General features: G+C 70.5%; 16 protein-coding genes. 7 read left to right on the forward strand and 9 right to left on the reverse strand.

The window, feature by feature from the left end:
- Positions 1–132: 132 nt before the first annotated feature.
- Positions 133–318 carry a hypothetical protein gene (locus tag ACWDAG_RS33365; RefSeq protein WP_390697570.1) on the reverse strand — a complete coding sequence of 62 codons (186 nt, stop codon included), beginning with the start codon at positions 316–318 and terminating at the stop codon, positions 133–135.
- Between the two features lie 99 nt (positions 319–417).
- On the reverse strand, positions 418–1578 hold the full coding sequence (locus tag ACWDAG_RS33370; RefSeq protein ID WP_450699280.1) for an ROK family protein: 1161 nt from the start codon (positions 1576–1578) through the stop codon (positions 418–420).
- A gap of 307 nt (positions 1579–1885) precedes the next feature.
- Between ACWDAG_RS33370 and ACWDAG_RS33375 the strand changes: the two genes are divergently transcribed.
- Entirely contained in the window at positions 1886–3085 is a 1200-nt protein-coding gene (locus ACWDAG_RS33375; protein WP_450699281.1) for a Gfo/Idh/MocA family protein, read from the forward strand.
- 25 nt (positions 3086–3110) lie between these two features.
- Here ACWDAG_RS33375 and ACWDAG_RS33380 read toward each other — a convergent pair whose 3' ends face one another.
- Both ACWDAG_RS33380 and ACWDAG_RS33385 read right to left on the reverse strand, forming a co-directional pair.
- Positions 3111–3809: a L,D-transpeptidase family protein gene (locus tag ACWDAG_RS33380; protein WP_450699282.1), complete on the reverse strand. Its 699-nt coding sequence runs from the start codon at positions 3807–3809 to the stop codon at positions 3111–3113.
- 201 nt (positions 3810–4010) lie between these two features.
- The gene (locus ACWDAG_RS33385; protein WP_450699283.1) at positions 4011–4808 is read right to left on the reverse strand and encodes an SDR family NAD(P)-dependent oxidoreductase; all 798 of its coding nucleotides are present in this window, start codon (positions 4806–4808) and stop codon (positions 4011–4013) included.
- Positions 4809–4850: 42 nt separating this feature from the next.
- On the opposite strand from ACWDAG_RS33385, the gene ACWDAG_RS33390 reads away from it, so the two are divergent.
- Positions 4851–5399 carry a hypothetical protein gene (locus tag ACWDAG_RS33390; protein ID WP_450699284.1) on the forward strand — a complete coding sequence of 183 codons (549 nt, stop codon included), beginning with the start codon at positions 4851–4853 and terminating at the stop codon, positions 5397–5399.
- Here ACWDAG_RS33390 and ACWDAG_RS33395 read toward each other — a convergent pair.
- The 4 genes from ACWDAG_RS33395 to ACWDAG_RS33410 form a co-directional block, all read right to left on the reverse strand.
- A complete protein-coding gene (locus tag ACWDAG_RS33395; RefSeq protein WP_450699285.1) occupies positions 5390–6304 on the reverse strand; it encodes an SDR family oxidoreductase in 915 nt (304 codons plus the stop codon). The genes ACWDAG_RS33390 and ACWDAG_RS33395 overlap by 10 nt on opposite strands.
- Positions 6305–6379: 75 nt before the next feature.
- Positions 6380–6754, reverse strand: a complete 375-nt coding sequence (locus ACWDAG_RS33400; RefSeq protein ID WP_450699286.1) for a DUF4180 domain-containing protein — start codon at positions 6752–6754, stop codon at positions 6380–6382.
- Positions 6755–6776: 22 nt separating this feature from the next.
- Positions 6777–7406: an MBL fold metallo-hydrolase gene (locus ACWDAG_RS33405; RefSeq protein WP_450699287.1), complete on the reverse strand. Its 630-nt coding sequence runs from the start codon at positions 7404–7406 to the stop codon at positions 6777–6779.
- Positions 7406–8491, reverse strand: coding sequence for an S-(hydroxymethyl)mycothiol dehydrogenase (locus tag ACWDAG_RS33410; RefSeq protein WP_450699288.1), 1086 nt, complete (start codon positions 8489–8491; stop codon positions 7406–7408). The genes ACWDAG_RS33405 and ACWDAG_RS33410 overlap by 1 nt, the downstream gene beginning before the upstream one ends.
- A 170-nt stretch (positions 8492–8661) precedes the next feature.
- Here ACWDAG_RS33410 and ACWDAG_RS33415 point away from each other — a divergent pair, with 170 nt between their 5' ends.
- Complete coding sequence (locus ACWDAG_RS33415; protein WP_450699289.1) at positions 8662–10416, forward strand: ABC transporter ATP-binding protein; 1755 nt, start codon at positions 8662–8664, stop codon at positions 10414–10416.
- Between the two features lie 87 nt (positions 10417–10503).
- On the opposite strand, the gene ACWDAG_RS33420 is transcribed toward ACWDAG_RS33415, so the two are convergent.
- Entirely contained in the window at positions 10504–11346 is an 843-nt protein-coding gene (locus ACWDAG_RS33420; RefSeq protein WP_450699290.1) for a (2Fe-2S)-binding protein, read from the reverse strand.
- 208 nt (positions 11347–11554) lie between these two features.
- On the opposite strand from ACWDAG_RS33420, the gene ACWDAG_RS33425 reads away from it, so the two are divergent.
- The 4 genes from ACWDAG_RS33425 to ACWDAG_RS33440 are packed head-to-tail and all read left to right on the forward strand — an operon-like array spanning position 11555 to position 15452.
- Positions 11555–12547, forward strand: a complete 993-nt coding sequence (locus ACWDAG_RS33425; protein WP_450699311.1) for a FecCD family ABC transporter permease — start codon at positions 11555–11557, stop codon at positions 12545–12547.
- On the forward strand, positions 12544–13596 hold the full coding sequence (locus tag ACWDAG_RS33430) for a FecCD family ABC transporter permease (protein ID WP_450699291.1): 1053 nt from the start codon (positions 12544–12546) through the stop codon (positions 13594–13596). The genes ACWDAG_RS33425 and ACWDAG_RS33430 overlap by 4 nt, the downstream gene beginning before the upstream one ends.
- Entirely contained in the window at positions 13593–14402 is an 810-nt protein-coding gene (locus tag ACWDAG_RS33435) for an ABC transporter ATP-binding protein (protein WP_450699292.1), read from the forward strand. The genes ACWDAG_RS33430 and ACWDAG_RS33435 overlap by 4 nt, the downstream gene beginning before the upstream one ends.
- 33 nt (positions 14403–14435) lie before the next feature.
- Positions 14436–15452, forward strand: coding sequence for an ABC transporter substrate-binding protein (locus ACWDAG_RS33440; RefSeq protein ID WP_450699293.1), 1017 nt, complete (start codon positions 14436–14438; stop codon positions 15450–15452).
- The last annotated feature ends 44 nt before the right edge of the window (positions 15453–15496 follow it).

A 15496-nucleotide genomic window follows, 5' to 3' on the forward strand; every position in this document is an offset into this window, starting at 1 on the left:
AAGGTGATGGTGGTGAAGGGGGCACGACGGGACAGCAGACCGCCGAGGCCAGTGCGAGGAGAGGACCCATCCGATGTGGGGTGCCCCGGTCCGGGGCTGTGATGTGCGGCGGTGGGCCTCAGCGGGTGGTGCTCAGGCCGCCCGCGCGGGCTGCGGGGCCGCGGCGGCCCACTCCAGGACGAGGCGCTGGTACTCCTCGCGCTGCTCGCCGCTCAGTGTCCCGCCCGACCGGCGCCACAGGGCCCGGATCTCCTCGTTGACCTCGGCTGCCGAGCGCTCGGAGACGGGTTCAACAGTGGTGGACATGCTGTGAAGCATACGGCTCCGGAGGTGAAGGCGCTGTGAGTAAGGCGACATCAAGCGGGCATATCGGACGTGTTGCTGATCACGTCCATCTGGCAGCGCGGGTCGCCGAGTTCAGACTTCCGCCGTCCCCAGCACCAGCACCTGGATCGCGAGGACGGCCGCGCCGCGGGCCCAGTCGTGGAAGTCGGACACCTTGGTCTCCAGCGGGACCGGGCGGGCCATCGGATGCCGCTGGGCGGCGATCGTCTGCCGCACCGTGTCTCCGGCCACATCCATCAGGCCGACGCCCTCGCCGGCAAGAAGGATCTTCTGCGGCATGACGAAGTTGGCGATCTGGGCGACCAGGGTGCCGAGGGCGCGCGCCGCCTCGTCGATCACGCGGGCGGGCATGGGTTCACCGGCGGCGGCGAGAGCGAGGATCTCCTCGTAGGTCCGGTCGCGGCCGGTGGCGGCCCGGACCTGGTAGCGGATGCTGGAGATGGTCAGCAGTGAGACGGCGCTGCCGCGTTCGCCGTCGGGGGTGAGCGGCCCGTTGGGATTGATGATCCAGTGGCGGCCGAAGCCGCGGTCCTCCTCCGCGCAGGACACCCGCTTGCCGCCCAGGACCAGCCCGTAGCCGATGCCGGCGCCGATGGTGAGAACGACGAAGCGGTCCAGACCCCGGCCGGCTCCGAACCAGGTCTCGGCCTCGACCAGGGCGGCGACGTCGTTCTCGACGACCACGGGCAGCCCGGTGCGCTCCTCGACCAGCCCGGCCAGCGGGACGTCCCGCCACCCCAGGAACGGCGACTCCCCCACCACGGCACGGTCCTCGACCAGCCCGCCCACGCCGATGCCGATGCCGGCGAGTCGCGGGTGGACGCGGGCGAGCTCCTGCGTCATCTCGGCGAGCACGTCGGCGACCCCGGTCGGCTCGTGAGTGGTGAGCGGGCGGTCGTAGCGGGCGACGATGTCGCTGCGGAGCGTGGTGACGACGCCGTAGACCCTGTCCTCGGTGATCTTGAAGCCGAGGAAGGAGCGGGACTCGGCGACGACGGCCAGTGGCTGCGAGGGGCGCCCCTGGCGCACCTCCGCCGGGGTTCCGGCCTCGACGACCTCGATCAGCAGGCCCGACTCGATGAGCGGTTTGGTCAGCCGGGTGAGGCTGCCGGCGGAGAGATCGAGCCGCCGGGCGAGTTCGGTGCGCGACAGCGGGCCGTTGACGAGCACTTCGATCGCCACCGAGCGCTCACCGGGACTCAGCGGAAGCCAGCTCTCGGCAACTGTGGTCATGAAGGTCAGATTCCCACATAATTTTTTTCGCTATGGAAGCAACCAGGTCAGGATAGCGCGTCCGCCGACCCTGAAAAAGGTGAAGGCAAGCCTCTTGACGCACTGATTCTTTCGCGCCAAAAGTAAGTGGCCTGAGGACGAGCCGCCGCAGACGAGGGAGTCTCCCGATGACCATCGTCTCCAGCAGCCCTCCGCCGCGCCCGTCACTGCGCGGCGCGGAGACGGACGGCTGGCCGCGGTGTTCATCGCGCCGGCGCAATCTCATCCCCTCGCAGTGATCTCCCGACCAGTGAAGGACACGCCTTACATGACGTTCTCGCTCGGCATCGTCGGCGCAGGCCAGTTCTCCGGCCAGTTCGCCACGCTGTTCCAGGCCCATCCCGGCGTCGGCGACGTCCATGTCACCGACCTCCTACCCGAACGGGCCGAACAGCTCGCCGCCGCACAGCAGTTGGCGGGCACCTTCCCCTCGTACGAGGCCATGCTGGAGTCCCCGGCCATCGACGCGGTCGCCATCTTCACCCAGCGCTGGACCCACGGACCACTGGTCCTGCAGGGTCTCGACGCCGGCAAGCACGTGTACTCCGCGGTCCCGATGGCGATGGCCACGGAGGAGATCGCCGCCATCATCGACGCGGTCAAGGCGACCGGGCTGACGTACATGATGGGCGAGACCAGCCAGTACAACCCGGCGACCGTGCACGCCCGCAACCAGATCGCCGAGGGCGCCTTCGGGCGGATCTTCTACGCCGAGGGCGACTACGTCCACGACATGGACCTGGGGTTCTACGAGGCCTACCGGTACAGCGGCGGCGAGAACTGGAAGCAGACCGCCAGCTATCCTCCGCTGCTCTACCCCACGCACTCGGTGGGCGGGGTGCTCGGCGCCTGGCAGACGCACGCGGTGAGCGTGTCGGCGATCGGAGTGGTCGACGAGCGCGGCGACGGCGTCTTTGACAAGGACATCAGCCAGTTCGGCAACGACTTCTCCAACGCGACCGCGCTGTTCGAGGTGGCGGGCGGCGGGTCGTTCCGCACGAACGAGTTCCGGCGGGTCGGCTATCCCTCGCACATCCGGGAGTCGCGTTTCCGCTTCTTCGGCACCGACGCGAGCATGGAGCAGCTGGCGACGGTGGCGCTGTGGCAGGACAAGAAGGGGGTGAAGGACATCAGTGAGCTGCTGGAGCCCAAGCCCACCCTGTCTCCTGACGACCCGTCACTCCAGCACATCGCGCCGGATCTGCGGGCCGCCTTCACCTCGGGTTCGGCGCCGGTGCACGACCGGGCGCGGCTGCCCCGGGAGTTCGACAACCTGCACAACGGGCACGAGGGCAGCCACCACTTCCTGGTCGACGACTTCGTGACCGCCGTGAACACGCGGTCGCTGCCGTCGGTCAACGCATGGCAGGCGGCCCGCTACACCCTGCCGGGCATCGTCGCGCACGACTCGGCACGGCAGGGCGGGGCCAGGCTGGAGATCCCGGACTTCGGGGACGCCCCGCAGTAGCGGGACGCCGGGGCCGGGTACCTGATCAGGTGCCCGGCTTGCGGCCGTAGACGAAGACGTCGTCGCCGGTCTTCAGCAGCGACCAGTACTTCTTGGCCGCGGTCGGGGTCATGTTCGTGCAGCCGTGCGAGCCCGGCGGGTTCCACATGCTGAGGTTCACGGCGTGGAAGGCCTGGCCGCCGTCGAAGAACTGGCTGTAGGGCATGGGCACGTTGTAGATGTTCGAGACGTGGTTCTTGTCCCGCCAGTAGATCTTCTTCAGGCCGGTGCGGGTCTCGTAGCCGTCGCGGCCGGTGCGGACCGGGACGGGACCGTAGACGAGCCTGCTGCCGTCCTGGATCCAGCTGAGCTGGAGGGTGAGGTTCACGCAGGCTATGCGGCCCTTGTTGGTCGGGCAGGCGCCGTCCCGGTTGGGGTTGGTACCGACGGCCTTCTGCTTGTTCATGAGGTCCATCACGCCCCAGGTGACGGACCCGGCGTAGCCGATGTTGGGGGTGATGCCGTGCTTGGTCTGGAAGGCCTTGATGGCCCTGCAGTCGGTGGCGGACTGCTTGCCGTCGACGGTCAGGCCGAGAAACTTCTCCACCTGCTTCTGGTACGGCCCGGTCTGTGTGGTGCAGCTCGTGGCCGCCTGCGCGGGCGCCGTCCCCAGCGCGAGTGTGAGCGGTGCCACCAGTCCGGTGATCCCGAGTGCGACGGCTCCGCGTCTGCGTATGTCCCCCATGGCCTGCCTTGCCTTTCATCCGGATGGGTCGGTCAGATCTGCGATCTCTGCCAGCTAGACCGGCGTCCGGCGCGATCGGTTGCAAGGCCTCCTCACGATGCGACGAAACGGTGACATTCGCAGTGCCGCAGGTCACAGCGTGATGCACGCCCCAGGGGCGGACCGTCCGCGTCCCTGGGGTCCCCAACTGTCCCGGGAGTCTCAGAGGTCTCGGCTCTGTCGTGTGGTCCTGAGGAATCCTGTGTTCACCGCGGTGATGCCGCCGTCGACCGTGAGTGAGGTGCCGGTGATCCAGGCCGCCTCGCGGGAGGCGAGGAAGGCGACGGCGGCGGCGATGTCGTCCGGCTCTCCGACCCTGCCCAGGGGGTACAGCGGGCGCATGGCCTCCAGCTCGTCCTCGCGGCCCTCCCACGCCGAGGTGCGCACGGTGCCGGGCACCACCAGGTTGACGCGGACGCCCCGTGCGGCGACGTGCGCGGCCATGGTGCGGGTGAGGGAGACCAGAGCGGCCTTGGCTGCGCTGTAGGCGTGGTTGCCGAAGTCCTGCAGTGCGTTGACGGAACCGATGTTCACGACGGCGCCACGGCCGGAGGCGGCCAGGTACGGGAGGGCTGCGCGGCAGCAGCGGTAGGTTCCGGTCAGGGTGATGTCGAGGTCGCGGTCCCACACCTCGTCCGGACCGTCCTCGAAGAGCGGGGTGTCGGGGGTGCAGCTCGCCGCGCTGTTGACCAGGACGTCGAGCGAGCCGAAGGTGTCGACGGCGTGCGCGACGGCCGCCTCGACGGAGGCCCGGTCGGCCACGTCGCACCCCAACGCCTCGCCGGCCAGGCCCTGTTCACGCAGCGCTGCCGCGGTCCTGGCCGCCTCGGGTGCGTCCACGTCGGTCAGCAGCACCCGCGCCCCTTCCTCGGCCAGCCGCCGGGAGACGGCGGCTCCGATGCCGCGGGCGGCGCCGGTGACGAGAACTCCGTACCTCTCGAAGCGCTTGGTGTCAGGCATGGCCTGAACCTACTCCCGGTACGCGGCAGATACCGTGCGGCCATGTCCGCGTTCATACAGCAACTTCCCGCGCTCATCGGTGTGGTGATCGGCGCATTCGGTTCCTATCTGGCGGTGGTGCGGGGCGACCAGGTGAGGTTCCGGCGCGAACAGACGGCACGTTGGGAGGAGAGACGGCTGACGGTGTACTCCGACTACGCGCGGTCGGTGAAGCAGACGGTCACGGTGACGTACCGGGTCGCTTCCGAACTCGGCAACGGGACGCACCCGGATCCCCTCACCCCCGAAGAGGCCAAGCCGTTGCTGGCCGCGGCGAACGCCGGACGAGATCCTGCGAGTGAGGCGCTGATCATGCTGGGCAGCCCCGAGGTGGTGGCGAAGTCACGGGCCTGGGTCGTGACGGTGATGGAGATGGAACGGTTCGTGCGTGAGGGCACCAGGGATTCGGAGGCCTGGCAGGCACTGCTGGATCAGCAGCGCGCCGGACGTACGGCCTACTACGCGGCGGTGCGGGAGGACCTCGGCCTTCCGCCGGGCCATTCGGCGCGCCGGCCCGTCCGCTCCGGGGACCCCGTGTCTCCTCAGCGGTAGCCGGTCGGGTCGGCCGGCTTCCCCGCGTCCTGGACCTCGACGAGGTACCGCCAGGCGTCCGGACGACTGCCGTCGAGGTCCGTGAAGCCGTACTCCTGGGCGAGTGAGCCGCTGGAGAGGGACGCGCCGTTCCATCGGGCCACGTCGGGGTCGGCGGCGAGGGCGGTGACGGCGCGGCCCACGTAGTGCGGGGTCTCGGAGATGGCGAAGTGGGGGACGCGTTCGAGGGCGTCGCGCCAGTTGTCCTCGCGGACGCCGAACTGGTCGAGCATGATCTCCGAGCGCAGCCAGCCGGGCGTCAGCGCGACGGCGCTCGCCCCGCGCGGCCCGAGTTCATGGCTCAGGGCGAAGGCCATGCGCAGCACGGACGCCTTGGCGAGGTCGTAGAAGAAGGAGACACGGTAGTTGTCGCGGTTGTACTCGGCGGTTCCGTCGGTGACCTCGACGACCAGGCCGCCGGGGTGGCGCAGGAGGAGGGGCAGGGCGTGGTGGCTGGTGATCGCGTGGGTCTCGACGGCGAGCCGGAGCAGCCGGAGCCCGTTGTCGAGGTCGTGCTCCCAGACGGGCCTGTCCCAAGCGAAGAGCTTCTCGCCGCCCCAGATGTCGTTGACGAGGACGTCGAGGCGGCCGTGTTCGTCCGCGATCCGGTCCACGAGGGTGCGGACCTGTGCGGGGTCGAGGTGGTCGGTGGGTACGGCGATGCCCTGGCCGCCCGCCTCGGTGACGAGGTCGGCGGTGTCCTCGATGGTCTCGGGGCGGTCGTACTCCGAGCGCCGTGCACGGGTGGTGCGTCCGGTGACGTAGACCGTGACACCGGCGGCACCGAGCTGCACCGCGATCCCGCGGCCTGCACCCCGCGTCGCCCCGGCGACCAACGCCACCTTGCCCTTCAGTGGTGCGGACATGTCCGGCCTCCCGTTTCCCCACGGTTGCTGTCCCCGTCGAGGGTGCCGGGGAAGCCGGACATCTTCTGTCGCCTTTTACGGTCGCAGTTTCGCGTCCAGGGCGTCCTCGTCCGCCAGGAACCAGATATGGCCGCCCTGATTGGTCTCGTGGACGAAGTCGCGCAGTGCCGTGCTGCCGGAGAGGTGCTCGGAGAGGTCACCGAGAACGACGAGCCGCACCCGGTAGTTCACGAACTTCTGCATGACCGCGCCCGCGACTCCCGACCGCAGCCGGAAGAACTCCTCCGCCACCCGCGCCATGGGCAGCGCGACGAGCTCCGCCTCGTGCCCCATCGCATCGCCGATCAGATCGAGCGCGGCCTGTTCACCGTCGAGCAGCGGGCCGTCGGACGTACAGCGCAGGACGCGTACGCCGTGGAGGTCTTCGAGCGTTCCGGAGGTCGTGGTCATGGGACGTGATCATAGGAGCGTTTCAGTGGCCGCGGGCGATCCACTCCTCCAGGTGGGGTGCTTCGGCTCCGATCGTGGTCGGATCGCCGTGGCCGGTGAGGACCTTGGTCTCCGGGGGGAGGGTGAGCAGGCGGTCGCGGATGGAGCCGATGATCGTCGGGAAGTGGGAGTAGGAGCGGCCGGTCGCGCCGGGGCCGCCCTGGAAGAGGGTGTCGCCGGTGAAGACCGTGGCCAGGGCGGGGTCGTACAGGCAGACGGCGCCCGGCGCATGACCGGGGGTGTGGAGGACCGTCAGGTCGACCCCTGCCGCCTCGATGACCTGGCCGTCCGCCAGGTGGGCGTCGGGGTCGCGGTCGGGGTGGGTGAGCTTCCACAGCGGCAGGTCGTCGGGGTGCAGCCAGATGGTCGCTCCGGTGCGGTCGGCGAGCGCGGGCGCGGCGTCGATGTGGTCGTTGTGGGCGTGGGTGCACACGATGGCCGCCAGCCGGCGGTCCCCGACGGCCTCGGCGATGGCGTCGGCGTCGTGGGCGGCGTCGATGACGATGGCCTCGTGGTCGTCGCCGACGATCCACACGTTGTTGTCGACCTCCCAGGTGCCGCCGTCCAGGCTGAAGGTGCCGGAGGTGACGAGGCGTTCGATGCGTGCGGCCATCACAGCACCACCACCGAGCGCAGCACATCGCCCTGGTGCATCCGCTCGAACGCCTTCTCCACCTCGTCGAGTCGGATGGTCTCCGTGACGAACTTGTCCAGCGGCAGGCGGCCCTGCAGGTGCAGCTCGATGAGCATCGGGAAGTCGCGGGAGGGCAGGCAGTCGCCGTACCAGGACGACTTCAGCGATCCGCCGCGCCCGAACACGTCCAGGAGCGGAAGTTCGAGCTTCATCTCGGGGGTGGGCACACCGACGAGGACGACCGTGCCGGCCAGGTCGCGGGCGTAGAAGGCCTGCTGGTACGTCTCCGGGCGGCCGACCGCCTCGATGACGACGTCGGCGCCGAAGCCTCCGGTCAGCTCGCGGACGGCGTCCACCGGGTCGCTGTCCTTGGAGTTGACCGTGTGCGTGGCGCCCATCTCACGTGCCTTGGCGAGCTTGCGGTCGTCGATGTCCACCGCGATGATCTTCGCCGCGCCCGCCAGGTTCGCCCCGGCGATCGCCGCGTCGCCCACGCCGCCGCAGCCGATGACGGCGACGGTGTCGCCACGGCCGACGTTGCCGGTGTTGATCGCCGCGCCGATGCCGGCCATCACTCCGCAGCCCAGCAGCCCGGCGACCTGCGGCGCCACGCTCGCATCCACCTTCGTGCACTGCCCGGCCGCAACCAGCGTCTTCTCGGCGAACGCACCGATACCGAGAGCGGGCGAGAGTTCGGTGCCGTCGGTGAGGGTCATCTTCTGCTTCGCGTTGTGGGTGTTGAAGCAGTACCAGGGCCGTCCCCGCAGACAGGCCCGGCAATTCCCGCACACCGCACGCCAGTTGAGGATCACGAAGTCGCCGGGGGTGACGTCCGTGACACCCTCGCCGACGGACTCCACCACACCGGCCGCCTCATGACCGAGCAGGAAGGGGAAGTCGTCACTGATTCCCCCCTGCTTGTAGTGCAGATCGGTATGACACACCCCGCACGCCTGGATCCGTACGACCGCCTCCCCCGGGCCGGGGTCCGGCACGACGATCGTCTCCACCCGCACCGGCTCGCCCTTGCCCGGTGCGATCACGCCGCGTACTTCCTGCGCCATGGCGTCGAAACCTTTCGTCCGCGGATGTCCGTGCTTCCGACCCTACGGGTGACTGATCAGTAACGGTGCCGGAGCCCGCTGCGTCGGTTCTGTCCACGTCCGGGAGCGGCCGCACCTCGGCGTGGGCGCCGACGTAGCCTGAATGCTCCGCACGACTCCCGAGGAGCGCCGTGAGCACCCCAGAGACCGAGCCCCGACCGCCCGCCTGGCGGCTGCTCCTCGCCTATGTGCGGCCGCACCGGTGGGCCCTGCTGACGGGCGCACTGTTGTCGCTGGTCACGGGGGCCACCGGGCTGCTGCTGCCGCTGGTGGCCAAGGGGCTGATCGACGATCTGTCGCACGACCGGGCCATCACCGGCGCGCTGCTCGCCATGTCGGCGCTGGTGGTCACCAACGCCGCGGTGGGGGCCCTCGGTTCGTATGTGCTGCGGCGGACCGCGGAGTCGGTGGTGCTCGGCGCGCGGCGCGCCCTGTCCTCGTATCTGCTGCGGCTGCGGATCCCCGCGGTGGACCGCAGCGAGCCGGGCGACCTGATGGCCCGCATCACCTCCGACACCACGCTGCTGCGCGAGGTCACCACCGATTCGCTGGTCGGCCTGGGCACGGGTGGGCTCACGCTCGTCGCGACAGTGGTGATGATGGGGCTGGTGGATCCGGTGCTGCTCGGCGTCACTCTGTGCGTGATCCTCGGGGCGGGCACGGTGCTCGGTGTGATCGTGCCGCGCATCAACCGGGCCAGCCGGCAGGCGCAGGACGCGGTCGGATCGATGGGGGCCTCGCTGGAGCGGATCCTCGGCGCGCTGCGCACGGTGAAGGCGTCGGGCGCCGAGCACCGGGAGGAGCGGACGCTGCACGAGGCCGCCGAGGAGTCGTGGCGGCAGAGCGTGCGGGCCGCCAAGTGGTCGGCGGCGGCGGGCAACACGGCCGGTCTGGCGATGCAGATCGCGTTCATCACGGTGCTTGCGGTGGGCGGGGCGCGGGTGGCGACGGGTGCGATCCAGGTGAGCACGCTGGTCGCGTTCCTGCTGTACGTCTTCTACCTCATGTCGCCGATCCAGGAGGTGGTCGGCGCGATCACGCAGTACCAGACGGGGGCCGCCGCCCTCGCCCGTATCCAGGAGGCTCTGAACCTGCCCTCCGAACCGGCGGCCCGGCCCGCCCCGTTGCCCACCCCGGGCGTGGAACCGGCCGCGCTCGCCTTCGACGAGGTCCGCTTCCGGTACGCGGACGATCTGCCGTACGTCCACCACGGGGTGACGTTCGCCGTGCCGGCCCGCGGCATGACGGCGTTCGTCGGCCCGTCCGGCGCGGGCAAGACGACGGTGTTCTCCCTCATCGAGCGGTTCTACGATCCCGAGTCCGGCACCATCACCCTGGACGGGATCGGCCTGCAGGACTGGGAGTTGCCCAGGCTCCGGTCGGCGATCGGCTATGTGGAGCAGGACGCCCCCGTACTGTCGGGTTCGCTGCGGGACAATCTGCTGCTGGGCAACCCGGATGCGGACGAGGCCGCCGTGACGCGCGTGCTGAAGACCACCCGGCTGGACGGCCTGGTCGCCCGGCTGCCCGGCGGCCTCGACACGCTGGTGGGGCACCGCGGCACCAAGCTGTCGGGTGGTGAGCGGCAGCGGGTCGCCATCGCCCGCGCACTGCTGCGCCGGCCACGGCTGCTGCTGCTCGACGAGGCGACCTCGCAGTTGGATGCGGTGAATGAGGCGGCGCTGCGGGATACGGTCGGCGATGTCGCCCGGACTACTACCGTTCTTGTTGTTGCGCACCGGCTGTCCACCGTGACGATGGCTGATCGGATTGTGGTGATGGATGCGGGGCGGGTGCGGGCGGTGGGGACCCATCGGGAGTTGGTTGCCGCGGATCCGCTGTACGCGGAGTTGGCGGCCACGCAGTTTCTTGCAACTGGGGATTGAGGGCTTGTTCGTTTGGGTGCGGGCTCATTGTGGCTGGTCGCGCAGTTCCCCGCGCCCCTTGAGGGGCGTTCCCCGGCCGTCTCCTTCTCAGTTCTGGACTCTGCGTAGGCGCTCCGCGTCATCGGTGCGCGGGCAGGTTACGCACGCCTCGGCGGGGCGGATCGCGTAGAACATGCAGCAGCCGGTGCGGGTGCGCGTGGTGTGGCGGCGGCCGTCTTCTCCCGACAGGTGGCGGAAGTCGGCGCCGCCCGGGTACGGAGGCACGGCGATCGGTAGGACTTCGGTGGCGGCCCGCACGGCGTCGGCCTCCTGGCCCAGTGTGCGGCCGAGGTGCCAGATGCCGGAGACGAGGTCGTCGGCGACCAGGCCCCACAGGGAACGTGCGCCGCGTCGTGCGACGGGGCCGATCGCGGACAGCAGGGGACGCATGTGGTCGGCCATCGCCCTGCGCAACGCGGCCCGCAGGTGCTCTTCCTGAGGGGCCGTCAGCACTCCGGGGAGTGCGCGGACGGGGTCGCCGGGCAGGCAGGTGAGTTCGGTCCCGGGCGTGATCTCGTACGAACCAGTGGTGAGGTCCAGCCGCAGGTCCTGGGGGTGGATGCGGGGTACGCGCCGTTCGAGGTACCAGGTCCCGCCCAGCAGGACGCCGAGGGTCCAGGCGTAGTCGTGCAGGGCACGCGAGGCGGCGACGTCGCGGCGCGCGGCGACCGCGTATCGGGCGTGGATGCGGGCGGCCTCGGCGTCGACGAAGGCGTCGAGCAGGCTCCGGTCCGAGGCCAACTCGGCTGCGGTGACGGTGGCTTGAGGCGCGCCGCCCGACTCGATGACCCGTACGTCCAGCGCTGGGCAGATGTCGGCGAGTCTGCGGTAGGCGCCCCCGAGGACATGCGTGACGGCGCCGGCGGGCGGGGTCTTGAGAGCCATGGGCATGGGCGCTCCAGCGCAGGAAGTCCAAAGAGACCGAGAAGGCAAGGCTTACCTTACTCCACCCTGGGGCTAGATCCATCAGCAGGGCACTTAAGGGGCACGATCATGGAACCCCCACGTCAGGGCCACCTCACAGCCGATTGAAAAGTAAAGGAAGGCTAGCCTAAGCTCACGGCTTGTGACTGCGACCCGACGGGGCGCGCCTACCGGTGTGCCCTTCCATGCCCTCAGACACCTCCCCCTGTTCCTCGCCGGACTGGGCGCACTGGTGCTCTGCACCGCCCTGAGCCTCGCGCTCGGCGCTCGGCCGGTGCCCCTGTCCACGGTGGCCGAGGCACTGTTCGGCCACGCCGATGGCCGGGAGGCGCTCGTGGTGACGGGGCTGCGGCTGCCGCGTACCGTCATCGGTCTCGCGGTGGGGGCCGCGCTCGGGGTCGCCGGGGCCGTCGCGCAGGGCATCACCCGTAACCCGCTCGCGGACCCGACCACCCTCGGCATCAACGCGGGCGCCGGTTTCGCCGTCGTCGTCGCGATCTTCGCGCTGAAGCTCAACGACCCTGCGCAGTACGTGTGGTTCGCGTTCGCCGGGGCCGCGGGAGCCGCCCTGTTCGCGCAGGCGCTGGCCCGCCGCGCCGGGGACATCGATCCCGTACGGCTCGCGCTCGGCGGCACCGTGCTCCAGTTGGTGCTGCTGTCCTGGACGTCGGCAGTGATGCTGATGAACCAGCGCACCCTCGACGAGGCCCGCTTCTGGCTGGCCGGGTCCCTGGCCGGTAGACCCCTCGACGTGCTGTGGCCGGTGCTGCCGACCCTGCTGATCGGTCTTGTGATCGCCCTCGCCGTCTCCCCCGCGCTCAACGCCCTTGCCCTGGGCGACGATTCGGCCCAGGCGCTCGGGGTGCCGGTGGCCCGGATCCGGCTGGCCGGCGGCATCGCGGTGGTCCTGCTCGCCGGGTCGGCGGTCGCCGTGGCCGGACCGGTCGCCTTCATCGGCCTCGCCGCACCCCATCTCGTACGTCTCCTGCTCGGCGCCGACCACCGGCTGCTGGTGCCCGGTTGTCTGATCGCCGGACCGCTGCTGCTGCTTGCGGCGGACGTCCTCGGTCGGATGGTGATCCGTCCGTCGGAGCTGGAGGTCGGCATCGTGACGGCGTTCCTCGGCGCGCCCCTGCTGGCACTGCTGGCCCGGAAGGTGGCCCGATGACCGTCACCGTCGTTCCGCCCGCCCGTGCGAAATCCACCTCCCGGGCCCGGCTTCGCCGCCGTGTCCTGGTGTTCGCCGCGAGCGGTCTGGTCATGCTGTTCGTGCTGCTCACCGTGTCGCTGACGACGGGTGAGATTCCCATGCCCGCGGGCACGGCACTGCGGGCGCTGGTCGGGCTCGGGGATCCCGGGGACGTGCTGGTGGTCCAGCAGTTCCGGGCGCCCCGGGCGGTGGCGGCGATCGTCGCCGGAGCCGGTCTGGGAGCGGCGGGCTGTGTGCTGCAGCGGTTGTTCCGCAACCCCCTGGCATCGCCCGATGTCATGGGGATAACAGGCGGAGCCTCGCTGGGTGCGGTCGCGCTGATCGCCGCCGGGGCCTCGCAGATGCTGATCCCGGTCGGTGCGGTGGCCGGAGGTCTGCTCGCCGCGCTTCTGCTGGGTGTCTTCGCCTGGCGGTCCGGGCTCGCCGTCACCCGGCTGGTGCTCACCGGGCTCGCCGTGCAGGCGGGGCTGGCCGCCGCCGTGAACCTGATGATCGTGCGCTTCCCGGCCGAGCTCGCCGGGTCCGCGCTGCAGTGGACCACGGGGTCGGTGTACGGGCGAACGTGGACGGAGGTGTGGGGGGCGGCCGGCGCCATGGTGCTCGCCCTGGCCGCCGCCCTGGTACTGCACCGGCGGCTGGCCGTGCTCGACCTCGGGGACGAGTCGGCCGGGGCCCTGGGCCTCGGGACGTCCGCCGCCCGCCTCCAACTGCTCTTCGTCGCCGTGGCGTTGGCGTCGCTCGCGGCCGCGCTCGCCGGGCCGGTGACCTTCGTCGCGCTCGCCGTGCCGCACCTCGTGCGCCTGGTCACCGGCCCGCCGACGGCCGCGTCCCTGGGGCTGGCCGGTCTCACGGGAGCGGTGCTGCTGCTCGCCTCCGACCTGGTGGTGCAGCACCTGCTGCCGGTCGAGGGGCTGCCGGTCGGGGCGGTCACCGCCACGCTGGGCGCGCCCTGGCTGCTGGTGCTGATGTTCCGGCAGAGCTCACCCGTCAAGAGGAGCCACGCATGACCAACCAGTTGCAGACCCAGGGCCTCGATCTGCGCTACGGCGACCGGCTCGTCGTCGGCGGGCTCGATCTGACGCTGCCGGGCGGCGCGGTCACCGCGATCGTCGGTCCCAACGCCTGTGGGAAGTCGACCCTGTTGCGAGGGCTGAGCCGGCTGCTCGCCCCGTCCGCGGGGACCGTCACGCTGGACGGCGCGGACATCCACCGTATGCCGGCGCGGACGCTCGCCCGGCGGATGGGACTGCTGCCCCAGCAGCCGGTCACCCCCGAAGCGATCACCGTCGAGGCACTCGTACGTCTGGGCCGTTATCCGCACCAGCGGCTGCTGAGCCCCTGGTCCGCGGCGGACCAGCGGGCGGTGGACGAGGCGCTGGAGCGCACCGGCACCGAGTCGCTGCGCGACCAGCCCGTCGACCGGCTCTCCGGCGGTCAGCGCCAACGCGCCTGGATCGCCCTGGCGTTGGCGCAGGACACCGAGCTGCTGCTGCTCGACGAACCGACCACCTTCCTCGACCTGCGGCACCAGCTCGACGTCCTCGATCTGGTGGCCGCCCTGCACGCCGAGGCGGGCCGCACCGTGGTGATGGTGCTGCACGACCTCGGACAGGCCGCCCGCTACGCGGACCACATGGTGGTCCTCAAGGAGGGCCGCCTCGCCGCCGCCGGCGCCCCGGCCGACGTCCTCGACGCGGACCTGGTCAGGTCCGTGTTCGACGTGGACTGCCGGGTGATCCCCGACCCGGAGACCGGCACCCCGCTGGTCGTCCCGAAGAGCAGCGCGGTCCGGCAACCGGCCGCATCCGCCTGACCCACCCCTCCCCTACCAGAAAGACCACCCCCCATGTTCAAGCGCTCTCCCCTGCGCGGAATCGGCCGGCTGATCGCCGTGCTGCTGTCCGTCGTGCTCGGTACGGTCGTCCTGGCCGCCTGCGGCAGTGAGAAGACCGACGCGGCCGACACGGCGAAGGCCTCAGGTACCTCGGCCGGCTTCCCGCGCACCCTCAAGACGGTGATGGGCGACGTCAAGATCCCCTCGCAGCCGAAGCGGGTCGTGGTGCTCGACACCGGCGAGCTGGACGACGTCACTCTGCTCGGCATCGACCCGGTCGGCGCGGTCGCCCCGCACTTCAAGACCGAGGGCGGCTTCCCGACGTATCTGAAGGGCGAGCTGAGCGGCACCGCCGACGTGGGCCCGCTCCTGGAGCCCAACCTGGAGAAGATCGCCTCCCTGAAGCCCGACCTGATCCTGTCGTCGAAGGTCCGGCACGAGAAGGTCTACGACAAGCTCAGCGCCATCGCCCCGACCGTCTTCACGGAGACCACCGGCGGTGTCTGGAAGCAGAACCTCAAGGTGCACGCCGAGGCGCTCGGCCTGGAGAAGGAGGCCGCGGCGAAGCTGAAGGAGTACGAGACGCAGGCGAAGGCGCTGGGTGAGGCGATCAAGAAGAAGGACGGCGGCACGATGCCGACCGCGTCCGTGGTCCGCTTCATCGCCGGTCCGACCCGCCTCTACCAGACCAACTCCTACAGCGGTGTCGTCCTGAACGACATCGGCTTCAAGCGGCCCAAGTCCCAGGTGTCGAACGACCCGAACGTCACCATGAAGGACGTCAGCCCGGAGGAGATCGACCAGGCGGACGCCGATCTGATCTTCGTGACCACCGCCGACACCCCGGACAAGACCCAGCAGAAGCAGGTCACCTCCAACCCGGTCTGGAAGTCCCTGTCGGCCGTCAAGGACGGCAAGGTGTTCACCGTCCCCGACGAGACCTGGATGTCCGGCATCGGCGTCCAGGCCGCGGAGCAGATGCTGAAGGACGTGGCCAAGGCCACCGGTGTGGAGCTCCCGAAGAAGTAACTCCCGCTCTTTCGGGGCGGGCCGCAGCACCGCCGCGGCCCGCC

It is taken from the genome of Streptomyces sp. NPDC001157 (genome assembly GCF_053598255.1).